This is a genomic window from Holdemanella sp. MSK.7.32 (genome assembly GCF_024460475.1).
In the GTDB taxonomy this organism is placed as follows: Bacteria; Bacillota_I; Bacilli_A; order Erysipelotrichales; family Erysipelotrichaceae; genus Holdemanella.
The window spans coordinates 1-13,979 of record NZ_JANFYN010000052.1; the positions used below are offsets into that span (position 1 = coordinate 1).

Sequence of the window (13,979 nt, forward strand, 5' to 3'; positions counted from 1 at the left end):
TAACGTAGTCTAAAGAGGGGTTAAAAGTAATTGTATAAATCATAATGATCTCCTTTTCTTTATCTGATTATAGGATACTCCTTTTATTGTTGCTTCGCAAGTGAAATATTTTTGAAATAACAGTTGACAATTCAAATAATTCGGTTACTATGTAGATGTAGCTTTTGAAACAACAATTTACAGAGAGAGGAGACTTTTAAAATGAAAGCAAAGGCAGTGCGATTACATGGAGCTAATGATTTAAGATTAGACGAATTTGAATTACCAGAAATTAAGGAAGATGAGATTTTAGTAAAGGTTGTCTCAGACAGTGTCTGTATGTCAACTTACAAATGTGCCATCTTAGGAGTGAATCATAAACGTGTTCATGAAGATGTTGCGGATCATCCAGCTATTATGGGACATGAAATGGCAGGTGATATTGTTAAGGTTGGTGCTAAGCATCAAGACAAATTTAAACCGGGAATGAAGTTTACTTTACAACCAGCATTAAACTATAAAGGAACAATGTGGTCACCTGGTTATTCTTATGAATTTTTTGGTGGAGATACAACTTACTGCATTATTCCAGCTGAAGTAATGGAGCTAGGATGTTTACTTGAATATAAAGGTAAAGCGTATTATGAAGCTAGTTTAGCTGAACCAATGTCATGTTCGATTGGAGCGTTTAATGCAGCTTATCATACACATATGGGTGTGTATAAACATGAAATGGGAATTAAGAAAGATGGAAAACTTGCGATTCTTGCAGGAGCAGGCCCTATGGGACTTGGCGCATTAACATATGCGTTGCATAGAGATATTCGCCCTAAAATGGTAGTGGTTGCGGACGTAAATCAAGAAAGATTAGATCGAGCAGCTCACTTATTCCCGGTTGAAGAAGCGGCAGCTGATGGAATTGAATTGCATTTCGTGAATACAGGAAAGATGGAAGATCCTGCAGCCGGCTTAAAAGAAATTACAGGTGGAACTGGTTTTGATGATGTATTCTGTTATGCACCGGTTGAAGCGGTTGTGGAATTGTCAAGCGCTGTATTAGGTCGTGATGGATGTTTAAATTTCTTTGCGGGACCTACGGACAAACAGTTTAGTGCAAGAATGAATTTCTATGATGTTCACTATAACTCAACACACGTAATGGGAACTACAGGTGGAAATACAGATGATATGATTGAATCTTTACGCTTAACAGCAGAAAATCGTATTGATCCAGCTGTTATGGTTACGCATATTGGTGGTTTGAATGCAGCAGCTGAAACAACATTGAATCTACCTAAAATTCCAGGTGGTAAGAAACTAATTTATACACATTTAAATATGCCATTGGTTGCATTGACAGATTTAAGAAAAATGGGAGAAAAAGATGATCGATATACTGCGTTGGCAGATATTGTAGATGCGCATAAGGGATTGTGGTGTCCTGAAGCCGAAGAATATTTATTGGCTCATTTTGAACAAGAATAGATTTTATTAAACCGAGAATCTTGTGTATACTAAATACAGTAAATACAGGAGGTATTGTATGGAAGTAATGGATCAAAGAAGAAACGAAATTGTAGAGTTTGTGAATGAAAACCAAACGGTAACTTTTACACAATTAAAAGAAAAATTTCCTTCTGTGTCTGAAATGACATTGCGTACGGATTTAAAATATTTAGATCAAGCTAAAAGAATTGTTCGAATTCATGGGGGAGCCAAATCTATGGATGTGGTTTCTGGAAATGATGATGTATTAAAACTTCGTTACGGACGGAATGTAAACGAAAAGAAAGAGATAGCGCAAAAGGCATTATCATTTGTAGAACCAGCTAAGACAATTTTTGTGGATTCAGGCAGTACGACTACAATGTTGGCACATGTTTTAAATAATCAAAATAATATTTTTTATACAAGTGGCTTAACGTGTGCTATAGAGATGGCAAAACTTTCTAAATCGAAAGTGTTTGTGACAGGTGGAAATCTAAATATGCAAAGTTTTAGTGTGAATGGAATGGATGGACTTCGCTGCTTAGATAAGGTCAACTTTGATGTTGCGTTTATTGGTGTAACTCGTTATGCAAAAGATACGGGGTTTACATGTGAATCTTTAGAGGATTGTGAGTTAAAGCGAAAGGCAATTGAAAGATCTAAAAAAGTGATTGTGTTAATGGATTCTAGCAAAGTGGAAAGAAAGGGTACATATACAATTTGTGATTTAGATCAAGTGGACGTGTTGATCAGTGATTCGTTACTTTCAGATAGTTTTAAACAAGAATGTGAAAAACGAGGACTATCTGTATATTAAAGAAGTCCTAAGAAAGGACAATTATGAAAACAACTCTTCAAAAGCTTGGTAAAAGCTTATCTGCGATGGTTATGCCCAATATTGGTGCTTTTATCGCTTGGGGATTTATAACGGCTTTATTTATTGCGGACGGATGGTTGCCAAATGAACAATTGGCATCGATTCAACCATATATGTTGACTTATTTATTACCAGTATTAATTGCGGCAACCGGAGGAAGAATGGCTGGCGGTGATCGTGGACTTGTGATGGGCTCGATTGCGATTATTGGATGTATTGCCGGTGTTGGTGGAACCCAAGGACAACCTATGTTGATGGCAGCTATGGTTATGGGACCATTTTCTGGCTGGGTAATTAAAAAATTTGATCAAATGATGGATGGACATATGCCTGCTGGCTTTGAAATGTTGATCAATAATTTCTCTGTCGGTATTTTAGGTATGTTGATTGCGATATTAGGATACTATATTATTGGCCCTTTTATGACAGGTGTTTTGACTGTGTTAACATATGGAGTTGATATACTTGTAAATAAAGGATTGATTCCTTTGGTAGCAATCTTTATTGAACCGGCTAAGGTTTTATTCTTAAACAATGCGATCAACCATGGAATATTTACACCAATTGGAGCTGAACAAGCTGCACAAACAGGCAAATCCATAATGTATATGTTGGAGGCTAATCCAGGTCCTGGTTTAGGTGTACTATTAGCTTATTGGTTATTTGCGAAAGATAAAGCAACGAAAGATTCTGCGCCTGGAGCTATTATTATCCATTTCTTAGGTGGAATTCATGAAATTTATTTTCCATATATTTTGATGAATCCAGTTGTGATTGATGCTCCAATTTTAGGGAATATTTGTGCAATTGCATTTTACTCTATTTTCAATATTGGATTGAAAGGTCCATCAAGTCCAGGTTCAATTATTGCTTTCTTGTCTATGGCAGAAAAAGGCTCTGTGTTCATGACAGCATTAGGTGTTTTGATTGCGGCTGGCGTATCATTCTTGGTGGCAAGCCCAATTGTTAAGCTTGCTGGGGAAAAGAATTTGGATGAAGCTAGTAAAAAGGTGCAGTCTATGAAAGCTGAAAGTAAAGGAAGAAGTGAAGCTTTATTAGATGTTTCTTTGGTTCGTAAAATCGTATTCGCGTGTGATGCAGGTATGGGATCTAGTGCAATGGGAGCTACTAAATTTAGAAACCGTTTAAAAGGTGTGCGACCAGACTTAACGGTAATGAATACTTCTGTGGATAATATTCCAGTGGATTGTGATGTTTCGGTCGTACAAGAAACTTTGGTAGAGCGTGCAAAAAAATCTGCACCTTTTGCGAAAATAGTTACAATATCAAACTTCTTGGCAGATCCAGCTTTAGATAATTTGTTCTTCCAGTTGTCGACTGGAGATTCGATTATGACAGAAGCAGTTAAGGAAGAGGACGAAATAAAACCGGTTCAAGAAGATGTTATTCAATTGGATGGAATTAAATTAAACCTTCCTTCTGTATCCAAAGAAGAAGCGATTACAGAAGCAGGAAAGTTATTAAGAGAATTAGGCTATGTGGATGGTGCTTATATACCGGCTATGTTAGAACGTGAAGAATTAGTAACTACTTATATTGGTATGGGATTGGCTATTCCTCATGGCACTACACATGGTGATGATGTGATTCATAAAACAGGTATCGTATTGCTTCAATATCCAGATGGAATTCAGTTTGGGGATGAAAAAGCACAGCTTGTGATTGGTATTGCAGGTAAGGGTGGAGAACATATGGAAGTGTTATCTAAAATATGTTTGGCCCTTGAAGATGAAGCTGTACTTAATAAAATGAAGACAACGAATGATAAAGAGTGGATATTAAAACAATTATCATAATAAAGAAGGACGAGATCATGATCAATTCTCGTCCTTTAATATGCTTGCGATTTCATTTAATGAATCTAAAAAATATACATTCTGTTGCTGCTTTGGTGTGGATAATTCACAATCAATCATGTGCTGTAGGAATGCTTTTAAATGATCGTAATATCCATTCACATTATAGAAAATGCATGGACATTCAAGTTGGTACAGTGAAAGTTTTGATAAGATTTCACTGACTTCTTCTAATGTTCCAGTTGCTCCCGGAAAGGCAATGAAGGCATCGCCAAGTTCAATCATTCTTGTTCTTCGATCGGCAATGTCTTTTTCAATGTATAACTTGGTAAGATTATCCATGTGCACACCTTCATCCACAAACATTTGTGCTTCTACACCAATTACTTTGCCACCTGCATTTAATGTGCTGTTGGCAAGTTCTCCCATTAATCCGGTTTTAGATCCGCCGAACACTAATGTATGATTGTTTTTGGCAATCCATGTACCTAATTCTATTATTTTTGTTTTAAAGTCTGGGTCATTTCCATAGGTTGATCCTAAATATACTGTAATGTTCATAAACTACCTCCTGTAATTAGTTTACATTAAAAGTGTGCACAAAAAAAGCTTAGCACAAGCTAAGCTTACATGGCTATGAATCCAAATGCGTTCGCAATCGAACTTAATAAAATTATGAATGCGAAAATTGGACATAAGTATTGGATCATGAAATTGAATATTTTCTTACGCTTGAATGAATTTCCATCTTGTGTTATTTCTTCTTCGATTTTTTCTAATCCAACAACTCTTGAAACAAAGATACAAATCGCAATGGCAGCAATTGGCATCATGACTGAGTTTGTCAAAAAATCAAAGAAGTCTAAAAACTGCATTCCGATGATTGTTACGTTTGACAATGGACCATAACCTAAACATGAAAGTGTTCCTAACCCAATCATAATAATGCCTAAAATGATTGTAGATTTTTTTCTAGACCAATGTAATTCATCTTGGAATGTGGAAACAGCACTTTCGGTTAGTGCAATAGAGCTTGTGATAGCTGCAAATAACACCAACAAGAAGAAAATGATACCGATACCTGTGCCTAGTCCCATACTTGCGAATACTTTAGGGATTGTGATGAACATCAAGGATGGTCCAGCTTTTAATGTTTCCATGTTTCCACCTGAAAAAGAAAATACAGCTGGAATGATCATCAATCCTGCCATGATCGCAATGGCTGTATCGAAAATTTCTACGTTTTCTGTTGAACCTTCAATGGAAACGTCTTTTTTCATATAAGAACCAAATGTGATCAAGATACCCATCGCAATGGATAATGAATAGAACATTTGTCCCATAGCACTAACTACGGTCATCCATGAAAAATTATCAAAATTAGGAATCAAGAAATATTTGACACCTTCAAATGCGCCAGGTCGACTGATTGAATATCCTGCAATGATTACAGATAATACGACAAGAACTGGCATCATAAATTTGGATACTCTTTCAATTCCGTTTTGAACACCTGCATAAATGATGGCGAGTGTAAAGAAAGTAAAGAGTATAAAACATATTTCTGTAGATACTCCGTTTGAGATGAAGTTTGAAAAATATGTATCTGTCGCAAGTAATTTTGCATCACCTTTTAAATACTCAAATAAATATTTGATGACCCATCCTCCGATTACAGAATAATAGGGTACAATCAAAATTGGAATAATGGCATTAATCCATCCGGAAAATGACGCAAATTTTGTTTTTGCGAAAGTATGAAAAGCTCCCACTGGACTTTTCTTTGTCATTCTACCTAGTGTTGTTTCGGCTATGATCATTGTATAACCAAAAGTTAAGGCCAGAACAATGTAAATAAGTAGGAAGATTCCTCCTCCGTATTTTGCGGCTAAATAAGGAAATCGCCAAATGTTACCAAGGCCAACACTAGCTCCAGCAGCCGATAAGACGAATCCTAATTTGCCTGAAAATGTACTACGTTTATTGTGCATAATATAAACACCCTTTCTCAATGATTTAGATTATATCATCTATGAAAGGGTTTACGCAAATTAATGAAAAAAATTTGTGAAATTTTCTTAATATTTTTGAAAAAAACTATTTTGGATAAAAAAAGAAGTCCTTTCGGACTTTGTTTGAAAAATGGTGACGCGTACGGGATTCGAACCCGTGAATGCATGCGTGAAAGGCATGTGAGTTAACCGTTTCTCCAACGCGCCATGTATATGAAACTCGTCTTTCTTGACAAGTGCTCACTTATATTACTACATGATTTTAATTAATGCAAGTATTTTTTTTAAAATATTTGACAGAAAGTTTTAATAGTATATAATGTGAACAGTTAATTAAGTTAACTAAGGAGAAAAATATGATTCGATTATTAGTAGATTCAGCAAGTGATTATACACAAGAAGAGATTAGAAATAAAAATTTATATTTTGTGCCATTACAAATTCAGATTGAAGGAAAGAATTATTTGGATGGTGTTGATATTGATACGGAAACGTTTTATGAGAAGATGATGAATTCAAAAGAATTCTTTAAAACATCACAGCCCTCACCACAAGAATTTTTAGATATCTTTGAAGAAGTGAAGAAGAAACAAGAAACATTGATTTGTTTATCTTTATCGAGTAAGCTAAGTGGAACATATCAGAGTGCTTGTCTGGCAAAAGATATGGTGGATTATGAGAATATCTATATTGTAGATACATTAATAGCAGCTGCTGGAATTCGTTTACTATGTGAAGTGGCAATAAACTGGATTGGTGAAAATAGATGTGTAGAAGATATTGTATCTGGTTTAGAAGAATTAAAAGAACGAGTTCATATTTATGCTGGTTTGGATACATTGGAATATTTGGCTAAGGGTGGAAGAATTTCTAAGACTGCAGCAGCTATTGGAACTTTAGCAAGTATTAAACCAATTATTTGTGTAGACCATGGAGAAGTTGTGGTTGCCGGTAAGACACGTGGAGTAAATAAGGCAACGAGTGTTGTATGTGAAAAGATGCAGTCAGATATTGTTGATACATTGTATCCAGTTTATACATTGTATTCATATGGTTTAGAGAATGTTGAAAAATTAGAATCAAAACTGGATTTAGATGTGAATCGTGTTCGTATTGGTTCAACAATTGGTGTTCATATTGGACCAAATGCATTTGGTGTTTGTTTCGTATCTAAACTATAGTCAACTTGTGAAAATGTATTCATTTTAGTATAATAAATATACTGATTTACAAGGAGAGTTTTTGATAATATGAAAACAACATTGATTATTATGGCGGCTGGAATTGGTTCTCGTTTTGGTGGTGGAATCAAACAGTTAGCTAAAATGGGTCCAAATGGAGAAATCATTATGGATTACTCAATCTATGATGCCAAAGAAGCTGGCTTCGATAAAGTCGTGTTTATTATTCGTAAGGATATTGAAGAGGAATTTAAAGAAGTAATAGGTAATCGTATCCAAAATTATATGGATGTAGAATATGTATTCCAAGATATTCATGATTTACCAGAAGGATTTACTTGTCCTGAAGGTCGTACAAAACCTTGGGGAACAGGTCAGGCTGTACTATGTGCGAAAAGTGTTGTAGATACACCATATGTGATTATTAATGCGGATGATTATTATGGAAAAGAAGCATTTGTGAAGTTACATGATTTCTTGGTTGAACATGCGAAAATGGGAAAAGAATTTGACATGGGCATGGCTGGATTCATTTTAAAGAACACTTTAAGTGAGAATGGAACTGTAACTCGTGGTGTATGTAAAGTGGATGATAATAATTTATTAAAAGAAGTTTATGAAACAACTGGAATCAAGGCTGAAGGGGATAAAATCGTATGTGATAATCCGGAAGTAGAGGCTTGGGCAAAACCAGAAAGTAATGTTTCTATGAATATGTGGGCTGGTTATCCAGATTTCTTAGACTATTTAGAAAAGGATTTTAGTACGTTCTTATCAAATATTTCAGATAATCCGATGAAGAAGGAGTATTTGCTTCCAAATATTGTGGCTGAATTATTGAGGGAAGATCGTATCAATGTGAAGGTACTTGAAACGCATGATAAATGGTTTGGTGTAACATATGCTGAAGATAAGGAATATGTACAAAACGCCTTTAAACAATTAATTGAAGATGGTGTATATCCTGAAAAATTATGGAAATAGGACGATTTGTCCTATTTTTTTTGTTTAATTAATGATATAATCCTAACGTGTTTCGTATATATCGACTAATACGGTGTCGATGTTTCTACCCCTAAACCGTAAATTCAGGGACTATGAATCAACCTACTTTTTTATTGTGTCGCGTTGATTCTCGTTTTTGTACGAGACTTTTTTATTTTCGGAGGAAAAGAATGAGAAAAGAAGATGTGAAAAAAGGTTCGATATATGAACTTGATGGTGTTGTACCTTTAAAAGAGGCATTGCCTTTAGGTATTCAACACGTATTGGCGATGTTTCTTGGAAATATCAGCCCATTATTGATTATTGCAGGAATGCTTGGATTATCGCCAGATTTAAAATCTGCATTGATTCAAAATGCGATGTTTATTGCGGGAGCTGTTACTTTAGTTCAGTTGTATCCAGTATGGAAAATTGGTGCGAAGCTTCCAATCGTTATGGGTACAAGTTCTGGATTTATTGGAACTGCCAAAGCTATGGGAGCTTTATATGGTTATGGTGCATTGATGGGAGCAAGTTTAATTGGTGGTTTATTTGAGATGGTTTTAGGCTTCTTTATTAAACCGTTAAGAAAATTATTCCCACCTGTTGTTACTAGCTTAGTTATCATTTCCATTGGTTTATCATTACTTCCTGTTGGTATCAATTATTTTGGTGGAGGTAGTGGTGCTGCTGATTTTGGGGATCCTAAACATTTATTGGTTGGTACATTTGTTATTTTGGTAATTATTATCGCCAAACAAATTAAAGGTTTTGTGAATAATGCTTCGATTTTGATCGGTATTATTGCTGGATATATCTTGGCTATTGTGTTAGGAATGGTTGATTTTACGCAAGTTCAAACCGCTTCTTGGATTGCACTTCCAACTTTTATGCCAGTGAAGATGGAATTTAATTTGGAAGTAATTATTGCGATGGGAATTATGTTTATCGCAACAACGGTTGAAACAGTTGGAGATGTTTCTGGTATCACAAATGGTGGTTTAGATCGTGAAGCAACTTCTGAAGAATTACAAGGCGGCGTTTTGGCAGATGGTTTAGGTTCTGTCGTTGCTTCATTGTTTGGAGTTTTGCCAAATACTTCATTCTCTCAAAATGTTGGTTTGGTTTCAGTGACTAAAGTTGTTAACCGTTTTACAATTATGACAGGAGCTATCTTCTTGATTCTTTGCGGTTTCTGCCCAAAATTAAGTGCTTTATTTGCAGTTATGCCTCAATCTGTACTTGGTGGAGCTGCCGTTATTATGTTTGCGAGTATTTTGGTAAGTGGTATTCAATCATTGATGCGTGTTGAATTCAATGAAAGAAACACTTTGATTATTGCCTTGGCAATCGGTCTTGGAATTGGTATTGGACAAGTACCTACAGTTCTAGCACAATTACCAAGTTGGGTTGGAAATATTTTTGCACAAAACGGAATTATTATGACGTTTGTGATCGCAACCGTATTAAATTTAATTTTGCCTGGTAAAAAAGACTAACAAATCGGTGTTAAACATTGTGTTTAACACTTTCTTTTTGTGTTAAAATTTTAGTAAAGAAAGAGAGCGTATCCATTATGTTAAGAATAATGAATTATGCATCGCCAGAATCTTTAGATGAGGCGTATGCGCTACTAACGAAAAATAAAAAGAATATGATTCTAGGCGGTATGATTTGGTTGAAGATGGAAGATATTCAGATTCCGACCGCTATTGATTTAAGCAAATTAGGTTTGGATCAAATTGAAGAGGATGATGTAGAATTCAAAATTGGTGCTATGGTGACTTTGCGTCAATTAGAAACGCATCAAGCTTTCAATGAGGCAACTTGTTATGTGTTTAGAGATGCTGTAAAAGATATTGTAGGTGTACAATTAAGAAACTTAGCAACAGTTGGAGGAAGTATATATTCGCGTTTTAGTTTTAGTGATGTCATCTGTAGCTTATTATGTTTAGAGTGTGATGTACAAACACATAAACATGGGCGTATTTCACTTGAAGAATTTGTGCGTCTTCCATATGAAAAGGATATTGTGGAATATATTTATGTGAAGAAGACAAATTTGCCGAGTGCCTTTGTTTCTGTAAGAAGGAGTGCTACGGATTTAAGTGTTTTAAATGCATCTTGTACAAAGTATGCAGATCACTACCGATTCTGTTTTGGTGCAAGACCAGCCATTGCGAAAGTTTATAATTGTGATTTAGATCATATTGATTTCGATGTATATTGTGCAGACAATATGCGCGGAAGCAAGGAATATAGAGAAAAACTTGTTGAGGGATTAACACAGAAGTTATTGAGAAAGGTAGAGTCTTATGTTGGTTAAAATTAAAGTGAATGGAAAATTGATTCAGGATGATGTACAGCCACAAACTTTATTGCTTGACTGGCTAAGAGATCATGGTTGTTACAGCGTGAAAAGAGGGTGTGATACCGCAAACTGTGGATTGTGTACAGTATGGAAGGATGGAACGCCAATTCTTTCTTGTAGTACATTAGCTGTTCGATGTGATGGTCATGAAATTACGACACTTGAAGGACTTCAAAAAGAAGCGGGTGAATTCGGTATGTTTATGGCTAAACAAGGCGCTGAACAATGTGGTTTCTGTTCACCTGGATTTATTATGAATGTTTTGGCAATGGAAAAAGAATTAGTGAATCCAAGTGATGATGAAATTCGTGCTTATTTAGCTGGAAATTTATGCCGTTGCTCTGGATATATGTCGCAGATGCGTGCAATCAAGGCGTATTTAAGTCGAGGTGAAAATCATGAATAGTGTAGGAAAAGGTGTCATCAAAAAGGATGCGATGGCTTTAGTTACAGGGCAACCTGTATATTGTGATGATTTAGCACCTAAGGATTGTTTGATTGTTAAGCTTTTAAGAAGTCCACATGCATACGCAAAAATTAGAAGTATTGATACTTCCATTGCGAAAAGAATTCCTGGAATTGAAGCTGTGTATACGTATGAGGATGTTCCAACTTCTCGTTTTACTCTTGCAGGACAATCTTATCCTGAACCAAGTCCATATGATCGTAGAATCTTAGAAAATGTAGTTCGTTATGTAGGCGATGAAGTCGCAATTGTTGCGGGAGCTAATGAGGATTGTGTAGATCGTGCTTTGAAAGCTATCAAAGTAGATTATGAAGTATTAGAACCGTTGTTAGATTTTGAAAAGTCTATTGATAATGCAATTGTGGTTCATGAGGAAGACGATTATAAGTGTCTTTGTGAGATTGGTAATGATGTAAAGCGTAATATTGTCAGCAGTGGCGAAAGTGTTGTTGGTGATGTGGATGCAGTATTAAATGATTGCGAAGTGGTCTTAGAAAGAGATTATCATACAAAGGCCAATGCCCAGGCAATGATGGAAACTATGCGTTCATATTGTTACATTGATACATATGGTCGTTTAAATTGTGTAAGTTCTACACAGATTCCTTTCCATGTTCGAAGAATTTTAAGTAATGCTTTAGAAATTCCAAAGTCAAAAATCAATGTAATCAAGCCTAGAATTGGTGGCGGATTTGGCGCTAAACAAACGGCTTGTTGTGAAATCTTCACGGCATTTGTTACATGGAAACTTAAAAAGCCAAGTAAGATTGTCTATACTCGTGAAGAAACTTTTGCGGCTAGTAACTCAAGACATGAAATGAAGATGCATGTTCGTATTGGGGCTAAAAAAGATGGTACGATTGAAGCTATAGATTTATATACATTATCAAATCAAGGCGCTTATGGAGAGCATGGTCCAACTACAATTGGTTTGGCAGGACATAAATCTTTGCCTTTATATAACCATGTTAAAGCCAGTCGTTTTACATATGATGTAGTTTATACAAATACAATGCGTGCTGGTGCTTATAGAGGGTATGGGGCTACGCAAGGTCAGTTTGCGGTTGAATCCATTATTAATGAATTGGCTGATGAATTGAATATGGATCCTTGTGAAATCCGTTTTAAAAATATGACGCGTGAAAATGAAGTGTTATCGCAATATTATAATGAAGAATTGAATGCGTGTGCGTTGGATCGTTGTTTAGAAAAAGCGATGGAAATGATTGACTACAAGAATAAACCTTTAAGACGTGATATGGGTGATTTTGTTCGTGGTTTAGGTGTTTCTTTATCTATGCAAGGTAGTGGTATTTCGGGTCTTGATGTAGGTTCTGTTGAAATTAAACTACAGGATGATGGTTTCTATACATTAAGTATCGGTGCTACAGATATGGGTACAGGATGTGATACGATTCTTGCTCAAATGGTTGCGGAATGTATGGATTGTGATGTAGATCAAGTTGTCACTAGTTCATTGGATACAGACCATGCACCTTATGATACGGGTTCTTATGCTTCAAGTACAACGTATGTAACGGGTATGGCTGTAGTAAAGGCTTGTGAAAAGTTAAGAAATTCTATTTTAGAAGCGGCAGCCGGATTCTTTAATGTGGATAAAGAAGATATTGAATTTGATGGTAAGAAAATCTATACATTAGATCATACGCATGAAATGAGTTTGGCTGATTTTGCGGATACATGTTTCAATGGTGGTATCGCAAAAGCATTGATTGCCAGTGACTCTCACATGTCGCCTACTAGTCCACCTCCATTTATGGTTGGTATTGCCGAAGTGGATGTAGATAAGCTAACGGGTGAAATCAAAGTTCATGATTATGTATCTGTTGTTGATTGTGGTACAGTTATCAATCCAAATCTTGCCAGAGTACAAGCTGAAGGTGGTATTGTACAAGGTATTGGTATGGCTTTAAGTGAGGATATCACGTACTCAAATGAGGGTAAGATGCGTAATCGTAACTTCTTGCAGTATAAGTTGCCAACAAGAGTAGATGTTCCAAGTGTTCGTGTTGAGTTTGAAAGCAGCTATGAAGACAATGGTCCTTTTGGTGCAAAATCCATTGGTGAAGTTGTTATTAATACGCCAACAAGTGCAATTGCTAGTGCAATAAAACATGCGACAGGGGTGCAGGTTCGTACTTTGCCTATTACTGCTGAAAAAGTCTTATTAGGAAAAGAAGATGAATAATATTTCTTTGATTATCTTAGCGTCTGGTTTTTCCAGGCGCTTTGTTTCAAATAAGCTTCTGTATGAATTTCATGGTAAGAAACTTATTGAATATGCGTTTGATAAGGCGGTGTTTTTTTCAGATGTGATTGTAGTTACACAATATGAAGAAATCAAAGAAATGTCTGAAGTATTAGGTTATCGTGTTGTTATGAATGATCATCCTGAATATGGTCAAGGTCATTCTATTGCTCTAGGTGTGGGCGCTTGTCAAAATAATGCATGCATACTGATGGTTGCGGATATGCCATATTTAAAATTGGACACGTTAAGGGAAATGGTTTCAATTCAAGATGGAAAGCATATTGTGATTTGTGAGTATAATGGTATTTTATGTAATCCTATGTTGCTCCCAAAAAGGTATTATGATAGGGCAAAACAATTGTGTAATGATAAAGGGGCAAAACAAATCATTGGTGATGATACGTATTTAACGGTTTCTTTATTGGAAGAAGAATTTATGGATATAGATGAAAAAACAGAGGCTATTTAGCCTCTGTACAGACTGTTGACAAAGTGACTGTCGACAGTCTTTTTAAAATCTGATAGAATATCT

12 protein-coding genes, 1 tRNA gene and 1 riboswitch are annotated in these 13,979 nt (G+C 35.7%); of the genes, 10 read left to right on the top strand and 3 right to left on the bottom strand.

The annotated features are described in order from the left end of the window. Positions 1-201: 201 nt before the first annotated feature. Genes NE544_RS10315 through NE544_RS10325 form a run of 3 tightly spaced genes read left to right on the top strand, consistent with a single transcriptional unit; the run spans position 202 to position 4,161 of the window. The gene (locus NE544_RS10315; protein ID WP_256269273.1) at positions 202-1,464 is read left to right on the top strand and encodes a zinc-binding dehydrogenase; all 1,263 of its coding nucleotides are present in this window, start codon (positions 202-204) and stop codon (positions 1,462-1,464) included. Positions 1,465-1,522: 58 nt separating this feature from the next. Further along, positions 1,523-2,284 (top strand): DeoR/GlpR family DNA-binding transcription regulator, encoded by a 762-nt coding sequence (locus NE544_RS10320; RefSeq protein WP_118116105.1) that lies wholly within the window; start codon positions 1,523-1,525, stop codon positions 2,282-2,284. A gap of 23 nt (positions 2,285-2,307) precedes the next feature. Further along, positions 2,308-4,161, top strand: a complete 1,854-nt coding sequence (locus NE544_RS10325; protein WP_256269274.1) for a PTS mannitol transporter subunit IICBA — start codon at positions 2,308-2,310, stop codon at positions 4,159-4,161. Positions 4,162-4,182: 21 nt separating this feature from the next. On the opposite strand, the gene NE544_RS10330 is transcribed toward NE544_RS10325, so the two are convergent. From NE544_RS10330 to NE544_RS10340, 3 genes are all read right to left on the bottom strand, one after another. After that, entirely contained in the window at positions 4,183-4,722 is a 540-nt protein-coding gene (locus NE544_RS10330; protein WP_256269275.1) for a TIGR00730 family Rossman fold protein, read from the bottom strand. A gap of 65 nt (positions 4,723-4,787) precedes the next feature. Further along, positions 4,788-6,152 carry a sodium-dependent transporter gene (locus NE544_RS10335; protein ID WP_118011833.1) on the bottom strand — a complete coding sequence of 455 codons (1,365 nt, stop codon included), beginning with the start codon at positions 6,150-6,152 and terminating at the stop codon, positions 4,788-4,790. Positions 6,153-6,304: 152 nt separating this feature from the next. Further along, a tRNA-Glu gene (locus NE544_RS10340) sits at positions 6,305-6,380 on the bottom strand. Between the two features lie 149 nt (positions 6,381-6,529). On the opposite strand from NE544_RS10340, the gene NE544_RS10345 reads away from it, so the two are divergent. The 7 genes from NE544_RS10345 (at position 6,530) to NE544_RS10375 (ending at position 13,916) form a co-directional block, all read left to right on the top strand. Further along, entirely contained in the window at positions 6,530-7,354 is an 825-nt protein-coding gene (locus tag NE544_RS10345) for a DegV family protein (RefSeq protein ID WP_256269276.1), read from the top strand. 69 nt (positions 7,355-7,423) lie between these two features. Continuing rightward, the gene (locus tag NE544_RS10350; protein WP_118116820.1) at positions 7,424-8,338 is read left to right on the top strand and encodes a sugar phosphate nucleotidyltransferase; all 915 of its coding nucleotides are present in this window, start codon (positions 7,424-7,426) and stop codon (positions 8,336-8,338) included. A gap of 32 nt (positions 8,339-8,370) precedes the next feature. Continuing rightward, positions 8,371-8,472, top strand: a riboswitch (purine riboswitch). 57 nt (positions 8,473-8,529) lie between these two features. Further along, positions 8,530-9,837, top strand: a complete 1,308-nt coding sequence (locus NE544_RS10355; RefSeq protein WP_256269277.1) for a uracil-xanthine permease family protein — start codon at positions 8,530-8,532, stop codon at positions 9,835-9,837. Between the two features lie 77 nt (positions 9,838-9,914). Continuing rightward, on the top strand, positions 9,915-10,664 hold the full coding sequence (locus NE544_RS10360; RefSeq protein WP_256269278.1) for a xanthine dehydrogenase family protein subunit M: 750 nt from the start codon (positions 9,915-9,917) through the stop codon (positions 10,662-10,664). Beyond that, positions 10,654-11,115 carry a (2Fe-2S)-binding protein gene (locus tag NE544_RS10365; RefSeq protein WP_118116342.1) on the top strand — a complete coding sequence of 154 codons (462 nt, stop codon included), beginning with the start codon at positions 10,654-10,656 and terminating at the stop codon, positions 11,113-11,115. The genes NE544_RS10360 and NE544_RS10365 overlap by 11 nt, the downstream gene beginning before the upstream one ends. After that, complete coding sequence (locus NE544_RS10370) at positions 11,108-13,384, top strand: xanthine dehydrogenase family protein molybdopterin-binding subunit (RefSeq protein WP_256269279.1); 2,277 nt, start codon at positions 11,108-11,110, stop codon at positions 13,382-13,384. The genes NE544_RS10365 and NE544_RS10370 overlap by 8 nt, the downstream gene beginning before the upstream one ends. Continuing rightward, complete coding sequence (locus NE544_RS10375; RefSeq protein ID WP_118116345.1) at positions 13,377-13,916, top strand: nucleotidyltransferase family protein; 540 nt, start codon at positions 13,377-13,379, stop codon at positions 13,914-13,916. Before NE544_RS10370 ends, NE544_RS10375 begins: the two co-directional genes overlap by 8 nt. Positions 13,917-13,979 lie beyond the last annotated feature (63 nt).

Coding starts and splice junctions, on each gene's coding strand:
- NE544_RS10355 (WP_256269277.1), top strand. CDS start 8,530: ATGAGAAAAGAAGATGTGAAAAAAGGTTCGATATATGAACTTGATGGT.
- NE544_RS10315 (WP_256269273.1), top strand. CDS start 202: ATGAAAGCAAAGGCAGTGCGATTACATGGAGCTAATGATTTAAGATTA.
- NE544_RS10320 (WP_118116105.1), top strand. CDS start 1,523: ATGGAAGTAATGGATCAAAGAAGAAACGAAATTGTAGAGTTTGTGAAT.
- NE544_RS10375 (WP_118116345.1), top strand. CDS start 13,377: ATGAATAATATTTCTTTGATTATCTTAGCGTCTGGTTTTTCCAGGCGC.
- NE544_RS10345 (WP_256269276.1), top strand. CDS start 6,530: ATGATTCGATTATTAGTAGATTCAGCAAGTGATTATACACAAGAAGAG.
- NE544_RS10360 (WP_256269278.1), top strand. CDS start 9,915: ATGTTAAGAATAATGAATTATGCATCGCCAGAATCTTTAGATGAGGCG.
- NE544_RS10330 (WP_256269275.1), bottom strand. CDS start 4,722: ATGAACATTACAGTATATTTAGGATCAACCTATGGAAATGACCCAGAC.
- NE544_RS10325 (WP_256269274.1), top strand. CDS start 2,308: ATGAAAACAACTCTTCAAAAGCTTGGTAAAAGCTTATCTGCGATGGTT.
- NE544_RS10350 (WP_118116820.1), top strand. CDS start 7,424: ATGAAAACAACATTGATTATTATGGCGGCTGGAATTGGTTCTCGTTTT.
- NE544_RS10335 (WP_118011833.1), bottom strand. CDS start 6,152: ATGCACAATAAACGTAGTACATTTTCAGGCAAATTAGGATTCGTCTTA.
- NE544_RS10370 (WP_256269279.1), top strand. CDS start 11,108: ATGAATAGTGTAGGAAAAGGTGTCATCAAAAAGGATGCGATGGCTTTA.
- NE544_RS10365 (WP_118116342.1), top strand. CDS start 10,654: ATGTTGGTTAAAATTAAAGTGAATGGAAAATTGATTCAGGATGATGTA.